We start from the raw sequence: 19,655 nt of genomic DNA, 5'->3' as shown, positions 1-19,655 counted from the left end.
GGGAATGGCATGAACGAGATCGACGAAGCGCAGCTGCGGCGGTGGCGCCTGGTACTCGGCAGCGCCGGGGAGGCCGGGCTCGGGTGCGGCGGCCTGCGCAGCACCGACGATCAGGCGATGGACCGCGCGCTGGGGTCGCTCTACGACTCCGGGCAGGGCGGAAGCGGACGGCGCTCGGGCGGGCTCGGCGGGTCCGCGCCGCAGGTGTCGCGGTGGCTGGGCGATATTCGCCGCTATTTCCCCTCGACCGTGGTGGAGGTGATGCAACGGGACGCCGTGGATCGGCTCAACCTCACCGAATTGCTGCTGGAGCCCGAGCTTCTGGAAGCGGTCGAACCGGATGTGCACCTGGTCGGAACGCTGCTGAGCCTGAACCGGGTGATGCCGGAGACCACCAAGGCCACCGCGCGCATGGTGGTGGAGAAAGTGGTCAAGGAGATCGAGCGGCGGATCGCGGCGCAGACCGTGGCCGCCGTGGGCGGCGCGCTGAACCGGGCGGCCCGGGTGTCGCGCCCCAAACTGCGGGACATCGACTGGGACCGCACGATTCGCAAGAACCTGGCGAACTATCTGCCCGATCACCGAACCGTGGTACCCGAGCGACTGGTCGGGTACGGCCGCAAGGCGCAGGCGGTGAAGCGGGACGTGGTGCTGGCCATCGACCAGTCCGGGTCGATGGCGTCGAGTGTGGTGTACGCGTCGGTGTTCGGCGCGGTGCTGGCGTCCATGCGGTCGCTGCGCACCTCGCTGGTGGTGTTCGACACCGCCGTCGTGGATCTCACCGAGAAGCTGTCGGATCCGGTGGAGGTGCTGTTCGGCACCCAGCTGGGCGGCGGCACCGATATCAATCGGGCCATCGCGTACTCGCAGTCGCTCATCACCCGCCCGGCCGATTCGCTGTTCGTGCTGATCTCCGATCTCTACGAGGGCGGAGTCCGGGCGGAGATGCTGCGGCGCATTCGCGCCATGAAGGAGTCGGGGGTGCAGGTGGTGGTGCTGCTGGCGCTGTCGGACGAGGGCGCCCCGGCCTACGACCGCGACAACGCGGCGGCGCTGACCGCCCTGGGTGTGCCCGCTTTCGCGTGCACGCCGGACAAGTTCCCGGACCTGCTCGCGGTGGCGCTGGACCGCGGCGATGTTGGGACGTGGGCACACAATACGTTCCGTGGGCAGCCATAATAGGTGCGCTTGAGATTGGAAGCGCCTGATGTTCGCGGCCCGTCTCGTTCTGGACTGAGCGGAGCGGGGGAGCGAAGCGGAGGAGCGGAGGGAGGGAAGAACGAGACCTCCGGGGCCGCGAACCCGCCCGTAGCGAAGCGGAGGGCAAAGATTACGAAAGCGGGTGCTCGGTTTTGCGTTCAGGTGATGTGTTCGCCGGTTACGTCATCGAACGCGAGCTCGGTCGTGGCGGGATGGGCTCGGTGTATCTGGCCAAGCATCCGCGGCTGCCCCGGATGACCGCCCTCAAGCTGCTCAATCAGGAGATGTTCTCCGACGACGAGATTCGCGCCCGATTCATCCGCGAGGCGGATCTCGTCGCCCGGCTGGACCACCCGAATATCGTCACCGTTTACGACCGCGGCGACGAGGGCGAGCAGCTGTGGATCTCGATGCAGTTCATCGACGGCGTGAACGCCTCCTCCATCAGCCCCGGCACGCTGCCGCCGCTGCGGGCGGTCCAGGTCATCACCGAGACCGCCAAGGCCCTCGACTACGCGCACGGCCTCAATGTCCTGCACCGGGACGTGAAGCCGGCCAATATCCTGCTGGCCCGCTCGTCCTCCAAGACCGGCTCCAGCGAGCGGGTCTACCTGACCGACTTCGGTATCGCCCGCCTGCGTGACGACACCGGGCATCTGACCCAGACCGGCACCGTCACCGCCACGCTCGCCTACGCCTCCCCCGAGCAGCTGACCGGCGCGTCCCTCGACGGCCGCTCCGACCAGTACTCGCTGGCCTGCACCCTGTTCCAGCTGCTCACCGGCGCGGTTCCGTTCGAGGGCACCAGCCCGGCCGCCGTCATCCGCGGCCACCTGCAGCAACCGCCGCCTTCGGCCAGCCCGCTGCGCCAGGCCCTGCCCCGCGCCATCGACGCCGTCCTGGCCAAGGCCCTGGCCAAGCGCCCCGCCGACCGCTACCGCTCGTGCGTCGAATTCGCCACGGCCGCCGAACGAGCCCTCTCGGCTCCGGCCGCCCCGCCGCGTCCCCCGACGCCCGCGCACCCCCAGCCGATCGTGGCCCCGCGCCCGCCGACCCCGGCCCACCCTCAGCCGGTGATCCAGCGCCCACCGACGCCCACCCCGTCGACCCCGCGCCCGCTGGTCGGCCCCGGCCCCGCCTACACCAACCAGGGCCCCGCGTACCCGTCGCCGCCGACGTCGGGCCCGTCGTACCCGAATCAGCAGGCCCCGTCGTACCCGCACCACCCGATCCACAACCAGCAGACCTCGACGCCCGCCTACCCGAACCAGCCCGCGCCGCACCATTTCACGAGTCAGCAGGGTCCGTCGTACCCGCCGCCGCAGACCTACGCACACCATGCCCCGCAGCCGAATTACGCTCCTCAGCAACGCAATTCGAACAGCACGGCCTGGTTGATCGCCGCTATCGTCGCGGTGCTGGTCATCGTCATCATCGTGATCGCGGTGATCGTCAAGAGCAGCAAGTCCAAGGCCGACGCTCCGCTGCAGCCCGACACCATCGTGTATTCGGCCTTCGCGGACCATCGCACGCCCGAGAGCGTCCTCGGTGACAAGGCTTTCCGCATCACCCTGTGAGACCTGGGGGATCTCCCCCACCCGGATTCCAGGGATCCGCCGGATTACCCGGGGCCGCACGCGGACATAGCGTTCAACCATGGTCAAACGCTGTGCCGCCGTCCTCGGCGCTCTACTGATCGCCGGGGCGGCCGTCGGCTGCGCCCAGCCCGCGGAGTCCTCCATCGCTCAGCGGTTGCGCCAGGACGCCGAGACGATCCACGCCCTCGGCATCAGCGGCGTGCAGGCCAGCGTCATCGAGCCCGACGGCACGCGATCGGTCGCCACCAGCGGGACGGCGGACCTGGCGACAAGCGACCCGGTCCCGTCCGACGGGTACTTCCGGATGGCCAGCACCGCCAAGACACTCGTCGCCACCGTGGTCCTGCAGCTGACGAGCAAGGGCTCGCTCACCCTCGACGACACCCTCGAACGGTGGCTGCCGGATGTGGTGCGGGGCAACGGGAACGACGGCGCCCGGATCACCCTCCGCCAGCTGTTGCAGCACACCAGCGGCATTCACGACGATCTGCCGGGGTACACCACACCCGCCGAGTACTACCAGCAGCGCCACGACACCTACACCCCCGCACAGCTGATCGCCCGGGCCATGGCCCACGCGCCCGACTTCGCGCCCGGCTCGAGCTGGCAGTACTCCAATACCGGCTACATCCTGCTCGCCGAGATCATCCAGCGCGCCACCGGCCGACCCGCTCATACCGAGATCGAGAACCGCATCGTCACACCGCTCGGCCTGCACGGAACCCGGTGGCTCGGCGACTCGCCCACGCTCCCGGAGCCGCACGCCCGCGCCTACCAGTTCTTCGGCCCCGGTTCCGAAGTCGACGTCACCGACCAGATCGCGCTGGAACCGGAGAACCTCTCCTGGGTGACCACCACCGAGGACGAGAACACCTTCTTCCGAGCCCTGCTCGGCGGGCGTCTGCTCCCGGCCGACCGGCTGGCGGAGATGAAGCGGACCGTGCCGGTGAGCGGGGACCTCGAAACCATGTGGCCGGGTGGCCGATACGGCCTCGGTCTCGCCGAACGCCCGTTGAGCTGCGGCGGCGCCTACTGGTCCCACGAGGGCGGCGACGGCGGCTACATCACCCTCAATGGCGTCACCGGCGACGGCGCCCGCAGCGCCGTGGTCTCCATGTCGGAGGCCCTCGGCGACACCCCGGAGCACGTCCTGGCACAGGAATCCGCGGCCGCCGCCCTGATCGACCACGTCCTGTGCCCGTAACCGAACGCTGTTATCGTCTGCCTGTACTGCGGGTTCAGTGCTGGTCAGGACGATGGAGCGAGGGCTGCGGGCGTGGATGGCGGGGCCGGGCGGGGCGATGACGCGGTCGAGGTTCGCCTCAGCACGATCGCCCGCGAGTGGGGGCGGATCGGGTGCATCGGATTCGGCGGGCCGCCCACGCACATAGCGCTGCTGCGGCGGCTGTGCGTCGAGGAGCGGAAGTGGATCGCGCCCAATGAATTCGAGGACGCGATCGCGGCGACGAATCTGCTGCCGGGCCCGGCGTCCACGCAGCTGGCCATCTTCTCGGCCTGGCGACTGCGGGGAACGGCCGGGGCGCTGGTGGGCGGGGTGTGCTTCATCGCACCCGGTCTCGTGGTCATTCTGGCGTTGGCGGCGTTCTTCCTCGCCGGGGGCGTGCCGCGCTGGGCGCTCGGCGCGGCGGCCGGTGCGGGTGCGGCCGTGGCGGCGGTGGCCGTCCACGCCGGCGTCGGATTGGTGCCCGCCAGCTGGCAGCGCGCCGGAACGGAGCGGGCGTCCCGCCTGCGCTGGATCGCTTACCTGGTGGTGGGGGCGCTCGCCGCGGCCTTGATCGGTCCGTGGCTGGTGCTCGTCCTCGTCGCCGCGGGCCTCCTGGAAGTTGTTGTGCGTACCGGCATTCCGGGCCGATCGACCTCGTCGGCGGCACCGCTGCCCTTGGCGTTCACCCTGCCCACCCTCGGCGGTCTGGCGGCCGTGAGCTGGGTCGCCTTCAAGGTCGGAGCCCTGTCCTACGGCGGCGGCTTCGTCATCATCCCGCTCATGCAGTCCGACGCGGTCACCCACTATCACTGGATGACCGACGCCCAATTCCTCAATGCCGTTGCCCTGGGCCAGATCACCCCGGGCCCGGTCGTCCAGACGGTCGCGGTGGTCGGCTACGCCGCCGCGGGCGTCCCCGGCGGCCTGCTCGCCGCCCTCGTTGCCTTCACCCCGTCATTCCTCTTCGTCATCTTCGGCGGCCCTCGTTTCGACCAGCTCCGCGAAAACCCCCGAGTCCTGGCCTTTCTCGCGGGCGCCGGCCCGGCCGTCATCGGCGCCATCCTCGGCTCCGCCATCCCCCTCGCCCTGGCCCTCCAGCACGCCTGGCAGTTCGCCGTCCTGGCCGCGGCCGCCGTCTTCCTCCTGGTCGCCCGCCGTGGCGTGGTCACCACCCTCCTGACCGCCGCCGCCATCGGAATCGCCGCCGCGGCGGTGGGCCTCCCGATCACCTGAGCGCAAAGCAAAGGGCCGACGCGGATTCCGCGTCGGCCCTTTCTCCCTACCCCGGGCTCTCGTCCCCCAGGCCAGTCACGTTAGTGAAACGTTGCCATTTCCGAAGGCCCCCGCTTTCATGGGCGGGGAAACCGACGGGATGACGTCCCGGGGGCTCGGAGCCGGTTACAGGTCGGCGATGGCGGCCAGTGGGGGTGTGCGGGCGGCTCGGATTGCGGGCCACAGGGCGGCCAGCACACCGACGAAACCGGAGGCCAGGAGCATCAGGATGATCTGACTCCAGGGGACGGCGATGGTCGCGATGCCGAGATCCTTCAGGGTGCTGAGGAATCCGATGCCCAGGCCGATGCCGAGGATGACGCCGACCACCGCGCCGAAGATGGCGATCAGCATGGATTCCAGGTAGATGCTGCGGCGCACCTGCGGGCGTTGCATGCCGACCGCGCGGAGCATGCCGATCTCGCGGCGGCGTTCCACCACCGACAGGGCCAGGGTGTTGACGATGCCGAGGATGGCGATCACCACCGCCAGGGCCAGCAGTCCGTAGAGGATGGCCAGCAGGGTGTCGATCTGCTTGCCCTGCGCGCCCTTGAAGTCCTCGCGGTCCTGGACCTGGACGATCACGTACTGCTCGGTGGCCTTCTCCAGATCGGTGCGCATGGCCGACAGGTCCGCGCCGGGCTGGGCGGCGACCAGGACCAGGAAGCTGCTCTGGTAGCTGACCGGCACGGTCCGGTCGTACAGGGACATGGAGGTGACCAGGTTCTGCAGCAGCTGGGTGTCCTTGTAGACGCCCGCCACGGTGACCGGGAACTTGCGGTAGTCCAGGCTGGTGATGTCGACGGTGTCGCCGACCCGCCAGCCGTGGTCGGCCGCAAAGGTTTCCGAGACCATGATGTCGTCGGCGCCGAGCTGGTCGGTGCCTTCCCGCATGGTGTAGTCGAGCACCTTGGTCATCTGGCCCTCGGGCGCCGTGCCCAGCACCTGCTTGCCGTCAACCTTCAGCGCGACCCCGTGGAAGGCCACCACATCCTTGACCTGCGGCACCTGGGCGACGGTGGCGGTGGCGGCGAGCGGGACGCCGATCAGGCCGCCGGGCGGGCCCGCCAGCATGTAGTCGGCCTTCACGCCGTGGTCGACCAGTTCGCTGATGCTGGCCTTGGCCGAGGACCCCAGCATGCCGATGGCGGACACCAGCATCAGGCCCAGCGTCAACGCGAACGCGGTCGCCGCGGTGCGCCGCGGATTGCGAATCGCGTTGTTGCGCGCCATCCGTCCAACCGGGCCGAACGGCCGGGTCAGCACCCCGAGCGCCGACACCACCGGCCGCGACAGGGCGGGCGAGGCGAACAGCACCGCGAGAATCAGTGCGGCCGCGCCGATCCCGACCACCGAGGCGGCCGTCCCGCCGGTACCGCGCGCGCCCAGTACCACCAGCACCACACCGGCCACCGCCAGCACCGCGCCGACAATGGTCCGCAGCCGCAACGACTCTCCAGACGAATTGGACTCCGACCGCATGGCCTCCACCGGCGGCACCTTCGCCGCCCGCCGCGCCGGAGCGTACGCGCTGAGCACCGTCACGACGGCGCCGACCACGATCGCCACCACCACGGTCCGCGTTTCCAGCGACATGGTCCCGGTGGGCAGACCCAGCTTGAACGCGTTGAGCAGTCCGGACAATCCGAACGCCAGCCCGACGCCGGCGGCCAGACCCAGTGCGCTGCCGATCAATCCGACGATCAGCGACTCCCCCACCACCGACCGCGCGATCTGCTGCCGGCTCGCGCCGACCGCCCGCAGCAGCGCCAGCTCCCGCAGCCGCTGCGCCACCAGCATGGAGAAGGTGTTGTAGATGATGAACGTGCCCACCAGCAGCGCGATGGACCCGAACGCCAGCAGGAAGTAGTTGATGAACTTCAGCGCGTTGCCCAGCTGCGCCTTGAAGTCCTCCCGCACTTGGTCGGCGTTCTGCACCTTGTACTCGGGCAGGGCCGCCTTGATCTCGTCGCGCAGATCGTCGGCCTGCACGCCGGGCCGCGCCGCGACGTCCACCCACGCCACGTGCTTCCCGTCGGTGAACAGCTGACGCGCCTGCGTGTCCTCGAACAGCAGCTGCACGAAGCCACCGGTATTGGAGGAGCCGTCGATCTCGTAGATGCCGGACACGGTCACATCGACATTGCCCTTGGACGGCACCAGTACCTGGGTGCGATCGCCGACCTTCAAACCGGCCCGATCCGCGCCGCCGTTGTTGATGGAGATCTCACCCGGCTTGGTGGGCGGAACGCCGTCGACGTACTTCTCCGGCTCGGCCACCGACTTCTCCGGCGGCAGATACGACTGCCCGAAAGCCGGTGCGCCGCCGGTCTGTACGGCGTGCCCGTCCTTCAACAGGACCACGGGCCCGTTGACGCTCGGCGCGACGGTCCGCACCCCGTCCATCCGGGAAATCTGGGTCACCACATCGTCCGGCACGCCGAGCGACTGCTGCCCCTTGGGCTGCACCCGCACGTCCACGCCCTTGGCCTGATTGGCGAAGATGCCGTCGAAGGTGCTCTGCAGGGTGTCAGTGAAGATGAACGACCCGGAGATGAAGGCGGTGCCGAGCACCACCGACAGCAGGGTCAGCACCAGCCGCACCTTGTGCGCGGCGAGATTGCGCAAGGCGACCTTGCGCATCGGGGAGCCGGCCATCAGAGTTCGTCCTCCCCGGCCGTCGTCTCCAGCGACTTCATCTTGTCCAGAATGGAATCCGCGGTGGGCTCGCGCAGCTCGTCCACGATCTGGCCGTCGGCGAGGAACACCACCCGGTCGGCGTGCGAGGCCGCGCGCGGATCGTGGGTCACGATCACCACGGTCTGCCCGAACTCGTCGACCGCGGCGCGCAGAATGGACAGCACCTCACCGGAGGAGTGCGAGTCCAGGTTGCCGGTCGGCTCGTCGCCGAAGATGATGTCCGGCTTCCCGGCCAGCGCGCGAGCGCAGGCCACGCGCTGCTGCTGGCCGCCGGACAGTTCCGCGGGCCGGTGCGTCAGGCGGTCGTTCAGGCCGAGCCGCTTGGTCACCGTGGAGAGCCACTCCTCGTCGGGCTTGCGGCCCGCGATGTCGAGCGGCAGCGTGATGTTCTCCAGCGCGGTCAGGGTGGGGACCAGGTTGAACGCCTGGAACACGAAGCCGATCCGGTCGCGGCGCAGGTTCGTCATCTGCTTGTCCGAGAGCCGGGTCAGATCGGTGTCACCGATGTGGACCGTGCCCGTGGTGGCCGCGTCGAGCCCCGCAAGGCAGTGCATGAGCGTCGACTTCCCGGAGCCCGACGGGCCCATGATCGCGGTGAACTCCCCCTTCGCGAACTCGGCCGTGACCCCGGCGAGCGCGCGGACCTGTGTATCGCCGGAGCCGTAGACCTTCACCAGGTCGGTCGCGCGAGCAGCGACCGTGTCGGTGCCTGTGTCGAGAGTGACGGATTCGGAGACGTTCGAAGTCATGCAGTCCAGTGTGTCTAGCTTCGCGGGCGGATGCCATCCGGGATGTCCCTGATGGCCGTGTCTTCACGAAGTCCACACAAACGGCCGGGTCGGGGCCTCAATTGATGGGGGCGGCCCGCCACCAGTCCAGCAACTGGTCATCGGTGGCGAGGAAACCGGTGCTGTACATGAGGAAGACGTGCTGACCGTCCCCGGCGTGCTTGCCGTCCTTCTTTCCGTCCTTCTTGCCATCCTGAGCGTGGAACTCGGTCACCAGGCGCGGGCGCAGCAACGCGCTGTCATTGATCCGATAGTTCGTGTACACGTTGCCGTGGACCTTGACGTCGGAACGGGTGTAGCCCGGCAGCGCGGCGACCGCCGCCTCGGCGTCGGCGGCCGAGCGGTACATGACGAACCGGTAGGCCGGGTGGCCGACACCGCCCGCGCAGTTCCACGCCACCACCCACTCGCCCAGGTCCGGATCGCCGGATCCGGTCTCGGGCGGCGGCGCGGACCGCGGATAGGTGGTGCAGGCCGCGCCCTGGTAGCCGATGCCGGAGTTGGTATCGGCGGCCGGGTCGGCCGGCGGCAGCATCTGCGGGAACCGCTGGCTGATCAGCTGGGCGTCCGTGCCCGAGTGCTCGGGGATCCCGGCGGGCTCGGTGGTCTCGGTCGGCGCGGGCACCTCCTCGGTGCTCGGAGCCGGCTCGGCGGTGGTGGTGGTCGAGGGGGTGTTCGAGGTCGCGGCCCGGTCGAGTACGGCCAGGCAGCCCGCGATGCCCACCAGCGGCAGCACCACGATCGCGGCCGCGCCGATCAGGCAGCCGCGCAGCGTGGACCGCTTCTTGCGGGGCGCGGGTGGGGTCGGCGGCAGCGGGCGCGGGGGCGTGGTCACCGGAGCCACCGCGGTGTACTGCATCGTCCGGCGTGCTCCCGGAACGGAATTCGGATCGACGCCCGCCGGGGCGTTCAGCACCGCCGTGGGGGCCGGGCCGGATTGTCTCGGCGGCCCGCTGTGCCCGAGCGGCGCGGGCGCGAGGAACTGCGTCGCACCCGCCGGATTCTCCAGCGCGTCCTGCGCCGCGGCGGCGAATTCGCCGCACGAATCGAACCGCCCCTCAGGGTGTTTCGCGAGGGCCCGGGCCAGGACGGCGTCCAGGGCCGCGGGCAGCCCGGGCCGCAGCGCGCTCACCGGCGGCGGCGCCTGGTTCAGGTGACCGTGGATGATGCCGACCGGATGTTCGGCGTCGAACGGCACGTTCCCGGTCAGCAGCCGGAACAGGGTGCAGGCCAGCGAATACTGGTCCGACCGCGGATCGAGCGGCTGACCCGAGAGCTGTTCGGGCGAGGCGTAGGTCAGCGTCGCGGTGAACGAGCCGGTCTGGGTGAGTTTGCTCGCGTCGTCGCGCAGGCGCGCGATACCGAAGTCGGCGAGGAAGACCCGCTCCTCGCCGTCGGCCCGCTCCAGCAGGATGTTGGCGGGCTTGACATCCCGGTGCAGCACACCGCGCTTGTGCGCGAAGTCCAGCGCCCGCGCGGTCTCGGCGATGATCCGGATCGCCTCGCGCGGCGGCAGATTCGCCGCCTCCAACTGCGACGCGTCGGGCCCGTCGACGTAGCGCATGGCGATCCACGGCTGCGCGTCGTCGATGCCCCGGTCGTAGATCGGCACAATGTTCGGGTGATCGAGCCGGGCGATCAGATCGCCCTCCCGCTCGAAGCGGCCCCGGATCTCGGCATCGCCGAACAGCTCCCGGCCCAGTAGCTTGAGCGCGATCAGCCGAGGCAGGCGCGGATGCCGGGCCAGATAGACCGCCCCCATGCCGCCACGCCCGAGCTCGCGTTCGATCTCGTACCCGGCGAACAACTCCCCGCTGCGCAGCACAAGAACCCTTCCGACCGACTCTGCTTCGGTCCGCGACCCTACGTGCCCCGCGCGGGGGCTGTCATCCGCCCAGGTCAGGTCAGTTGATGGGGGCGCTCTTCCACCACGTGACGACGTCGTCGATGCTGCCGACCAGGCCGTCGGTGTACATCAGGTACTGGGTACGGCCGGAGTCGGTGAAGGCGGTCACCATGCGCGGGTGGCTGTCGTCGGTCATCTGGTAGTTGGTGTAGGTCTTGCCGCCGTTGGTGTCCTGGGTGGTGGTGTCGGCGGTCAGGCCCTTCACCACCGATTGTGCGGCGGCCGACGAGGAGTAGGCGAAGATGCGGTAGAAGGGGTCCTTGTTGTCGCTGCCGCCGTAGCAGCGCCACTGCACCTTCCAGTCGCCGAAGTCGGGGGTGCCGTCGGTGGCGTCGGAGGAGACCGGGGAGTCGGCCACCCAGCAGGTCGCGCCATTGAGGCCCTTGCCGCCGGTCTTGGTGGCGGGCAACAGCTTCGGGAACTCCTTGGCCGCGGCCGACCAGTCGATCGACTTGTCGCTCTTGGGCGCGCCCCCCGGCGACGTGGTGGCCGAGATGGTCGGCGACCCCATCTTGTCATCGCCCGCCTTACTGCCGATCGCGGCCAGCACCACGACCATGACGATCAGCAGCACCACGGCCGCGGCCACGATGCCGATGATGAGCCCGGCATTGGACTTCTTGGGCGGCATCGGCCCGGCGATCGGCGGCCGCTGCTGCTGGCCGGGGCCCGAGTAGCCGTAGGCCGGGGGCTGCGTGTACTGGTTGGTGCCGTGGCCGGTGTAGCTGCCGGTCACCGGCTTCGGCGGGACCGGATTGACCGGATTGACCTGTGTCGGAGCCGGATACGGCACGGCCGGGGTCGGCGGCGTGGTCTGCGGGCGCGCGGTCTGCATGGGGCCACCGGTGACCGGCATCCCGGTATGGTGCGCGCCGCCGGTCAGCGGATTGCCGGTCGGCATGGGCCCACCGGTCTGCATCGGCGCGCCGGTCGGCATCGCGCCGCCGGTGTACATGGGCATCCCGGTCTGCATGCCGCCGCCGGTGAGCGGCGCGACCGGGGCCGGTCCCCCGGTGTAGGGCATGACCGGCATGGGCGGCGCGGTCCGGTTGACCAGCGGGATGGCGGGCGCGCTCGGATTCGCGAGCGCACTGCGCGCGGCCGCCGCGAAGTCGCTGCAACTGGCGAAGCGGTCCTCGGGGCGCTTGGCCATGGCCTTGGCGATCACCAGGTCAAGGCTCGGCGGCAGTCCGGCCCGCGCGCTGCTCAGCGGCGGCGGCGGATTCTGCAGATGCCCCTGGATGACCGCGGCCGGGTTGGTCGCCGAGAACGGCCCGGACCCGGTGAACAGCCAGAACAGCGTGCACGCCAGCGAGTACTGGTCGGATCGGCCGTCCAGCGCGGATCCGGTCAGCTGTTCCGGCGAGGCGTAGGCGAGGGTCGCGGTGAACGTCCCGGTCTGGGTGAGATGACCGCTGTCGTCGCGAAGGCGGGCGATGCCGAAGTCGGTCAGGTACACCCGCTCGCCCTTACCGCCGGTGGAGCGGGCCAGCAGGATATTGGCCGGCTTCACGTCCCGGTGCAGCACCTCGTTGCGGTGCGCGTAGTCCAGGGCGTCGGCCATCTCGGCGACGATCTGCACGGCCCGCTCGGGCGGCAGGGTCTGCGGATTCACGCTGGCGGCGTCGATGCCGTCGATGTACTGCATGGAGATCCACAGCTGGCCGTCCTCGAGCCCGCGGTCGTAGACGGTGACGATGTTGTGGTGGTCCAGCTGGGCGACCAGGTCGGCCTCGCGTTCGAAGCGGGCCCGGACCTCCTTGTCGAAGACCATCTCCCGATTCAGCAGCTTGAGCGCCGTCAGACGGGGCAGCCGCGGGTGTTTGGCCAGGTACACCGAACCCATGCCACCCCGGCCGAGCTGCCGCTCGATGACATACTCAGCAAAAACGTCACCTTCGGACAGCATGACGATCTCCCACTTCCCACTCCACGCGCCGGGACCCACCAGCGTGCGGAGTACCACAGACGATCGGCGTGATCGTTAACGGGCCGATCCGGAAAACACCGAAACTGTAGCCGATCCGACCCGCGCCTCGCGCCGGGCCGGGCGCGCCGCGCGAACCTGCAGCGTTCGCCTGCAACGGTATTCACCTCCTCTGATCGGCCGGGCTTCGGAATTCCTACCGAACTATCTACGCACGACTCGCTAACGCAACACTCAACGTTTGCTTGTCGTCCCGGTCGGACCCGCCCTGGGCTGTCGGGGGTCGGGGATACGCTGGGCGTATGCGCATTGGAGCTCACGTCCGGACGGACAGCGACCCGATCGGCTTCGGCGAGCAGCTCGGGGCCGATGTCATCCAGATGTTCGTGGTGGATCCGCAGAGCTGGGACAAACCCAAACCCCACCCGTTGGCCGAGCAGATCACGGCCAGCGACATCGACGTGGTGGTGCACTCGTCGTATCAGATCAACGTGGCCAGCCTGAACAACCGGCTGCGCATGCCCTCACGCAGCGCGGTGGCGCAGCAGGCCAAGGCCGCGGCCGACCTGGGAGCGTTCGGCCTGGTGGTGCACGGCGGGCACGTCCGCTCCGACGAGGAGAAGGTCGAGGGATTCGCCAACTGGCGCAAGCTGTTCGAACGCCAGGCCGACAAGGGCGGGTTCCCGGTGCCGATCCTGATCGAGAACACCGCCGGCGGGAATCACGCCATGGCACGGTACTTCGACGATATCGGGCGGCTGTGGGACGCGGTCGGCGAGTACGGGGCCGGGTTCTGCCTGGACACCTGCCACGCCTGGGCGGGCGGTGAGGAACTGGTCGGGATCGTGGAGCGGATCAAGGCCATCACCGGGCGCATCGACCTGGTGCACCTGAACTCCTCGCGCGACGCCTTCGACTCGGGCGCGGACCGGCACGCCAATTTCGCCGACGGCACCATCGATCCGCAGTTGCTGGCGGAGGTGTGCCGCACCGCGGGCGCGCCGGTGATTCTGGAAACCCCCGCCGACGGCGTGGCCGACGATCTGAAGTATCTGCGCGAACACCTGGGGTGAGCGCCCGCGGCGCCCGCCGGGCGTCCTTTCGATCCCGCTGATCCTGAACCTGTTTCGGCGGCGCACCCGATGGTGTCCTGATCATGGCTCGAATCCGGGCCGGACTCCACCGGGCGAAAGGCATGGCATGTCCGTCGATTACGCAACTTCCACCCCCACGGTCGTGCAGCTGGGCAGCAGGATCGGCGCGCGCATCGACGGCGTCCGGCTCAGCGGCGACCTGGATTCGGTGACCGTGCAGGCCATCCAGGACGCGCTGCACAAGCACAAGGTGATCTTCTTCCGCGGCCAGGAGCACCTGACCGAGGACGGGCAGTACGAGTTCGCGCAGCTGCTGGGCGCGCCCACCACCCCGCACCCGACCGTCACCTCCAAGGGCGTCAAGACCCTGCCCATCGACTCCGAGTACGGCCGCGCCAACAGCTGGCACACCGATGTCACCTTCGTGGACCGGGTGCCGAAGGCGTCCATCCTGCGCGCGGTGCACCTGCCGTCCTACGGCGGCTCCACCACCTGGGCCTCCACCGTGGCCGCCTACGACTCGCTGCCCGCGCCGCTCAAGGTGTTCGTGGAGAACCTGCGGGCCCGCCACACCAACGCCTATGACTACGCCGCCGACCGGACCGAGGTGGCGCGCGGCGAGAACGCGGAGGTGACCGCCAATATCAAGGCCTATCGCGAGGAATTCGAGTCCAGCTACTACGAGACCGAGCACCCGGTGGTGCGCGTGCACCCGGTGACCGGGGAACGCGCCCTGCTGCTCGGCCACTTCGTGAAGAACTTCGTCGGCTTCTCCGCCGCCGAATCCCAGGCCCTGTTCCAGCTCCTCCAGAACCGCGTCACCCGCCTGGAGAACACCACCCGCTGGAACTGGCAGCTGGGCGATGTCGCGATCTGGGACAACCGCGCCACCCAGCACTACGCCATCGACGACTACGACGGCCAGCCCCGCCGCCTCACCCGCATCACCCTCGCGGGCGACGTCCCCGTCGACGTCCACGGCGACCCCAGCACCATCATCACCGGCAACGCCGAGCACTACTCGATCATCGAGGAGGTCACGCCCCGCGCCGCCTGAAACCCGGCGCGGAGCACCGCGATTCGGGCCCTGCCGGGTGCTGCCACTCACCCCGTTCCGCCCGTCCCGTGGACCGACACGACTCGATGCCATGGGTCGCGTGCCACACGTACACCCCGCGCCCCATGGCCAGGCCGGTGCGACGACCCGACCCTCTCTCGTCGTCGCACCGGCCTTTTCGTTCGCCCGGTGGTTCTCCGACCCGCACGCATCGGGGGAACCCGTCGCCTCGCACACTGTGCGCTGCACCATAATGGTTCGCGGCCCGTCTCGTTCTGGACTGAGCGGAGCGGGGGAGCGAAGCGGAGGAGCGCAGGGAGGGAAGCGGAGGAGCGCAGGGAGGGAAGAACGAGACCTCCAGGGCCGCGAACCCGCCCGTAGCGAAGCGGAGGGCAAATTGGACACAGAGATTCGGCCGCTCCACGGGGTTCGGGTTCTGGAGTTGGGTAATTACGTGGCCGCGCCGACGGCCGGGCGGATACTCGGTGACTTCGGGGCCGAGGTGATCAAGGTCGAGCGGCCGGAAACCGGTGACGAGCTGCGGAATTGGCGGCTATACGGCGGGGATACGTCGATGCTGTACCGGACGGTCAACCGGAACAAGAAGTCGATCACGCTGGATCTGCGGACCGAGGCGGGGCGCGGGATCGTGCTCGACCTGATCAAACGATGCGATGTGCTGCTGGAGAACTTCCGGCCGGGGATGCTCGAGAAGTGGGGTCTCGGGCCCGAGGTGCTGAACGCGGCGAACCCGGATCTGGTGATCACGCGGATCTCCGCCTACGGGCAGACCGGGCCGCTGTCGCAGCGGCCGGGCTTCGCGGCGGTGGCCGAGGCGGTCGGCGGGCTGCGTGAACTCGTGGGCGATCCCGATCGGCCGCCGGTGCGGGTCGGCGTGTCCATCGGCGATTCCATCGCGGGCATCTACGCCGCCTTCGGCACCGTCATGGCCTTGTTCCAGCGGGAACGGGTGCAGCGGGTTCCGTTGGAGCAGCGCGTCATCGACGTGGCGTTGAACGAGTCCATCCTTTCGGTGATGGAATCGCTGGTGCCCGACTATCTGGCCTACGGCATCAATCGGGAGCGAGTCGGCGGGCGGATGGAGGGCATCGCGCCGAGCAACGCGTATCCGACCAGCGACGGCTACAGCATCATCATCGGCGGCAACGGCGATGCCATCTTCCAGCGCTACATGCAGGTCATCGATCGCCCCGACCTGGCCGCCGACCCGGAGTTGCAGGACAACGCGGGACGCTGGCGCAACCGCGATCGGCTCGACGCCTCGATCGCCGAATGGACGCGCCTGCGCACCCGCGAGGAAGCGCTGAAGGTGCTGGAGGCGGCCGCCATCCCGTGCGGGCCCATCTACACCGCCGCCGACATCGTCGCCGACGAGCAGTACAAGGCGCGCAATATGATCCAGCCCTTCCCGGTGGACGTGGGCGAGCCGGAGCCCAAGGAAGTCGGTTTCCCCGGCATCGTCCCCGTGATCGGCGGGCAATCGCTGCCCATCCGCACTGTCGGCCCGGACCTCGGCGAGCACACCCGCGAGGTGCTGTCCGAGCTGCTCGGCCTGACCGACGCCGAGATCGATGCCCTGGAGGCGAAGCCATGACCCTGCGCGATGTCACACTGCGCGACGGACTGCAGCTCACCGGGAAGGTGCTGCCCACCGAGCGCAAGGTCCAGATCGCCCGGCAGCTGCTGGCCGCGGGCGTGCCGGAGCTGGAGATCGGTTCCATGGCGCGCCCGGATCTGGTGCCGCCCATGGCCAATACCCTCGAACTGGTCGAGCGGCTGACATCCGAGGAGCTGGAGCGCTGCTGGGTGTGGGTGGCCACGCCGCGGCATGTCGCCAAGGCCGCCGAGGCCGGGGTGCGCAACTTCCAGTACTGCTTCTCGGTGTCGGACGCGCACAACAAGGCCAATATCGGCCGCACCACCGAGGACAGTCTGGCCGCCATGCCGGAGGCGGTGCGGTACGCGCACGAGGCGGGCGGGCGCATCCAGCTCTGCCTGGCAACGGCTTTCACCTGTCCGTTCGACGGGCCGGTGGATCCCGCGCGGGTGCTGGCCATCGCGGCCGATCCGCGCGCGGAGGGCGCCGCGGACATCGTGATCGCCGATACCCTCGGGCAAGCGCATCCGGGTCAGGTTGGCGCACTGGTGGCTTCGGTGGCCGCGACCGGACGCTGGGGAACTCCGGAGCACCGCATCGTCTTCCACGGGCACGACACCTGGGGTATGGGGGTGGCCAATTCGCTGGCGGCGCTGGCCGCGGGCGCGGGCGTCGTGGACGGTTCGCTGGGCGGGCTGGGCGGCTGCCCGTTCGCGCCGGGCGCCTCCGGGAACACCTCGAGCGAGGATCTGTTGTTCGCGACCCGGCCGGAATGGTTCACACCGTCCGCATTGTCGGATTTGGTGTGCATTTCCGAGAATTTGCTGAAAGAACTCGGCGAACCGAATCGATCCCGGACCATCGAAGGCGCGAACTCGGAAGCCACGGCATTCGAGTGGACAATTACCAATCGGAATTGATTCGCTAGAAATTAGCTCTCGTGCGCGTCTGCGCGAATCTTGAGCAGAATAAGACCCGCGGTACAGGCCAGGATCAAACCCGCGACGGTGATCTCCACCCGCAGTCCCGCAATACCGAGAATCGCACCGGTGAGACCGCCCAGAAAGAACAGCCAGGCGGCGATGCGAGCCAGGAGCGCCGGCACCCGCGGCGTCGGAGGGGCCGCAGGCTCTCCGGAGCGCGCCGACGCGCGCAGCGGAGATATCGAGAATGCACCCATCATCCACTCCTCGGTGACGCCCGCCGGGTTCGCGAATCTTCGGCGCGCCCCTCGGCTAATTTCGAGCGTCTCTTGTGTAACTTTGGACACACATTACGGACCGGCAACGGGAAGTCCATGCGACACGTATGCAAAACGCGCCGAGTTTACTAATTCGATATCTGAATCACTGCTGTTTGAGATAATTTCGGGGACCCGGAAATGCGCAGAGTGGGTCCTCCGATCGAACCGACCACCCGCCTGGCCGATGCCCATCGCCTCCGTTAGGGTGAGCCCACTCGATACGAATCAGGAGTGCCACCCATGGACGGCAGCAACGCCCGCGCGGACGACCACGCGGTCACCCCGTGGCGTCGCCTGCCCAAGCCCGTGGTGTACGCCGCGGCCGCGGTCGGCACGGTCTCGGCGGGGCTCATCCTGCTCGGCGCGTGCGGTCTCGGCCACACCGACACCTATGTCGCGCCGCCGCCGCTCAACGCGGATCTGCAAGCGGCCCCGGTGACTTCGGCCAAGAGCGGCGCCTCCGCCACCCCGGCGATCGTCATCCCGCCATCCCCGACCTGGCGTGTGGCCGCCGACCAGCCGTCGCGGCGCGCTCCCATCTCCACCGTCACCGGCACCCCGGAGGATCCGGCCGACCCGAGCAATACCCGCTCGACCCCGGCCCGCCCCACCACCACCACCACCACCCGGCCGGTGACGACCGAATCCAGCCGGACCACAACGGAATCCCCGCGCACCACCACCGAGGCGCCGGTCACCACCCGCCCGGAGACCACACAGCCCCCGAGCGTCTCGCCCACGGACCACGCGGCTTCGGACACCTCCGACAACTAGTCGGACACCTCGGACGACCAGCGCGCCTCCGACATTCAGCACGCTCGGACGACCAGCCTCTACCAGTCGCCGTCCTCGACGGGCTTACCCTGCTTGTCGCCCAGCTGATGCACCTGACCGGGTGCCGGCGACTGCCACGGTTCCTGGTCGTCGCCCAGCCAGTCACCGACCGGGACCACATTCGCGAGCGGATCTGCGGGCGCGAGATCGGTTGCGTCCGAATCGAAGTAGTCGAACCAGGGTAGGCCGGCAGCGGTGTACGCGGCGCGGTCGACCGGCGACGGCGGCGCGGCCTCGCCGGTGATGCGCCGCCAGTCCGGCGGGGTCACCAGGTGCACGAAGACGCGGCCCGAACGCTCGGTGGACCAATCCGCCAGCGGCCGTTCGTCCTTGTAGATCTCCTGCCGCATGGTGCCGCCGACCCCCAGCCCCATGGCGGTGGCTCGCGGCGCCCCGGCCGGATGACCACCCGGGGCGGGGGGCGGCGCGCCGTAGGCCGGAGCCGCCGCCGGGGGCGGAAGAGCGCCGGGGCCGGCCATGAAGTCGTAACCGGACTCGTGGTAGCGCCTCCTCGAGGCTCGCTCGCGGCGCTCCTCCTCGGCCTTGCGCCAGCGGGCCAGTTCGAGATCGTTGAGCGCGAAGTTCTGGAGTTGAATCCCGCCCCAGGTCTCCTCCCCGGTGACCTGGCCCTCCACGGTCGCGCCCAATCCGAGTGGCACCGCGACGAATTGCCGGATGGTGCCCTTGCCGGAATTGATGCCGTCCAGCCACGGCTGCCTGGGCAGCACCACGTAGTTCTGCGGATCGTGATCGAGCCGGGCGCTCCACGGCTTCCCCGACACCGCGCACACCTTGCCCACGCCGATCTGCAGCGCCGCGGGCTCCTTCGCGGAGAACGACAGCCACATGGCCTCGCGCAGATACATCGGCAGCATGACGCCACCACGTTCGGCCCATTCCGGCGGCACCGAGGCGGCGTAGTCCGCCACCCGCCGCACCGGGAACTCACCGAGCCCGGGCGGCAGCGGATGCGTCCCCTGCTCGGGCAGTCTCAGCGTGCGGATGAACCGCACCCCCACCTCACCGGGCAACACCAGGGTGTTCCCGTCCAGCCGTACGGCGTCTCCTCCCATGCTCCGACCCTACGCCCGCCAATCCGTTTGCCGACACCTGAATTTCAGCTTCGCACCCCGGGCCGAAACACGAACGCACCCCGCTCGTGGCTCGAGCGGGGTGCGTTCGGGGGCTCCGGG

15 protein-coding genes are annotated in these 19,655 nt (G+C 69.4%); 9 read left to right on the top strand and 6 right to left on the bottom strand.

All coding sequences use genetic code 11. The features are described from left to right. Positions 1-9: 9 nt before the first annotated feature. The 4 genes from ACFYTS_RS23160 to chrA all read left to right on the top strand — a co-directional run bounded on the left by ACFYTS_RS23160 (position 10) and on the right by chrA (position 5,256). Entirely contained in the window at positions 10-1,179 is a 1,170-nt protein-coding gene (locus ACFYTS_RS23160) for a VWA domain-containing protein (RefSeq protein WP_387307087.1), read from the top strand. A 173-nt stretch (positions 1,180-1,352) separates the two neighbouring features. Continuing rightward, a complete protein-coding gene (locus ACFYTS_RS23155; RefSeq protein ID WP_387307085.1) occupies positions 1,353-2,777 on the top strand; it encodes a protein kinase in 1,425 nt (474 codons plus the stop codon). Positions 2,778-2,856: 79 nt separating this feature from the next. Further along, complete coding sequence (locus tag ACFYTS_RS23150; protein ID WP_387307083.1) at positions 2,857-4,002, top strand: serine hydrolase domain-containing protein; 1,146 nt, start codon at positions 2,857-2,859, stop codon at positions 4,000-4,002. 72 nt (positions 4,003-4,074) lie between these two features. Beyond that, entirely contained in the window at positions 4,075-5,256 is a 1,182-nt protein-coding gene (chrA, locus tag ACFYTS_RS23145; protein ID WP_387307081.1) for a chromate efflux transporter, read from the top strand. A gap of 165 nt (positions 5,257-5,421) precedes the next feature. On the opposite strand, the gene ACFYTS_RS23140 is transcribed toward chrA, so the two are convergent. The 4 genes from ACFYTS_RS23140 to ACFYTS_RS23125 all read right to left on the bottom strand — a co-directional run bounded on the left by ACFYTS_RS23140 (position 5,422) and on the right by ACFYTS_RS23125 (position 12,598). Further along, a complete protein-coding gene (locus ACFYTS_RS23140; RefSeq protein ID WP_387307079.1) occupies positions 5,422-7,953 on the bottom strand; it encodes an ABC transporter permease in 2,532 nt (843 codons plus the stop codon). Next, entirely contained in the window at positions 7,953-8,744 is a 792-nt protein-coding gene (locus ACFYTS_RS23135) for an ABC transporter ATP-binding protein (protein WP_357283477.1), read from the bottom strand. The genes ACFYTS_RS23140 and ACFYTS_RS23135 overlap by 1 nt, the downstream gene beginning before the upstream one ends. Before the next feature lie 97 nt (positions 8,745-8,841). Beyond that, positions 8,842-10,608, bottom strand: a complete 1,767-nt coding sequence (locus ACFYTS_RS23130; protein ID WP_387307077.1) for a protein kinase — start codon at positions 10,606-10,608, stop codon at positions 8,842-8,844. 79 nt (positions 10,609-10,687) lie between these two features. Next, positions 10,688-12,598, bottom strand: coding sequence for a protein kinase (locus ACFYTS_RS23125; protein WP_387307075.1), 1,911 nt, complete (start codon positions 12,596-12,598; stop codon positions 10,688-10,690). A 320-nt stretch (positions 12,599-12,918) separates the two neighbouring features. On the opposite strand from ACFYTS_RS23125, the gene ACFYTS_RS23120 reads away from it, so the two are divergent. The 4 genes from ACFYTS_RS23120 to ACFYTS_RS23105 all read left to right on the top strand — a co-directional run bounded on the left by ACFYTS_RS23120 (position 12,919) and on the right by ACFYTS_RS23105 (position 17,305). After that, positions 12,919-13,689: a deoxyribonuclease IV gene (locus ACFYTS_RS23120; protein ID WP_387307073.1), complete on the top strand. Its 771-nt coding sequence runs from the start codon at positions 12,919-12,921 to the stop codon at positions 13,687-13,689. Positions 13,690-13,816: 127 nt separating this feature from the next. Further along, positions 13,817-14,767 carry a TauD/TfdA dioxygenase family protein gene (locus tag ACFYTS_RS23115; RefSeq protein WP_379093950.1) on the top strand — a complete coding sequence of 317 codons (951 nt, stop codon included), beginning with the start codon at positions 13,817-13,819 and terminating at the stop codon, positions 14,765-14,767. Between the two features lie 397 nt (positions 14,768-15,164). After that, positions 15,165-16,382 carry a CaiB/BaiF CoA transferase family protein gene (locus ACFYTS_RS23110; RefSeq protein WP_387307071.1) on the top strand — a complete coding sequence of 406 codons (1,218 nt, stop codon included), beginning with the start codon at positions 15,165-15,167 and terminating at the stop codon, positions 16,380-16,382. Next, positions 16,379-17,305 (top strand): hydroxymethylglutaryl-CoA lyase, encoded by a 927-nt coding sequence (locus ACFYTS_RS23105; protein ID WP_387307069.1) that lies wholly within the window; start codon positions 16,379-16,381, stop codon positions 17,303-17,305. Before ACFYTS_RS23110 ends, ACFYTS_RS23105 begins: the two co-directional genes overlap by 4 nt. An 11-nt stretch (positions 17,306-17,316) precedes the next feature. Here the strand turns inward: ACFYTS_RS23105 and ACFYTS_RS23100 are convergent, their stop codons facing one another. Further along, positions 17,317-17,565, bottom strand: coding sequence for a hypothetical protein (locus ACFYTS_RS23100; protein WP_357283459.1), 249 nt, complete (start codon positions 17,563-17,565; stop codon positions 17,317-17,319). Positions 17,566-17,868: 303 nt separating this feature from the next. Between ACFYTS_RS23100 and ACFYTS_RS23095 the strand changes: the two genes are divergently transcribed. Next, entirely contained in the window at positions 17,869-18,402 is a 534-nt protein-coding gene (locus ACFYTS_RS23095; RefSeq protein WP_387307067.1) for a hypothetical protein, read from the top strand. Positions 18,403-18,461: 59 nt separating this feature from the next. Here the strand turns inward: ACFYTS_RS23095 and ACFYTS_RS23090 are convergent, their stop codons facing one another. Then, on the bottom strand, positions 18,462-19,535 hold the full coding sequence (locus ACFYTS_RS23090; protein WP_387307065.1) for a hypothetical protein: 1,074 nt from the start codon (positions 19,533-19,535) through the stop codon (positions 18,462-18,464). Between the last annotated feature and the right edge of the window lie 120 nt (positions 19,536-19,655).

The organism is Nocardia sp. NPDC004151, assembly GCF_042874235.1.
GTDB lineage: Bacteria > Actinomycetota > Actinomycetes > Mycobacteriales > Mycobacteriaceae > Nocardia.
Note: the sequence above shows the minus strand (reverse complement) of the source record. Positions and strands in the feature narration are given on the sequence as shown.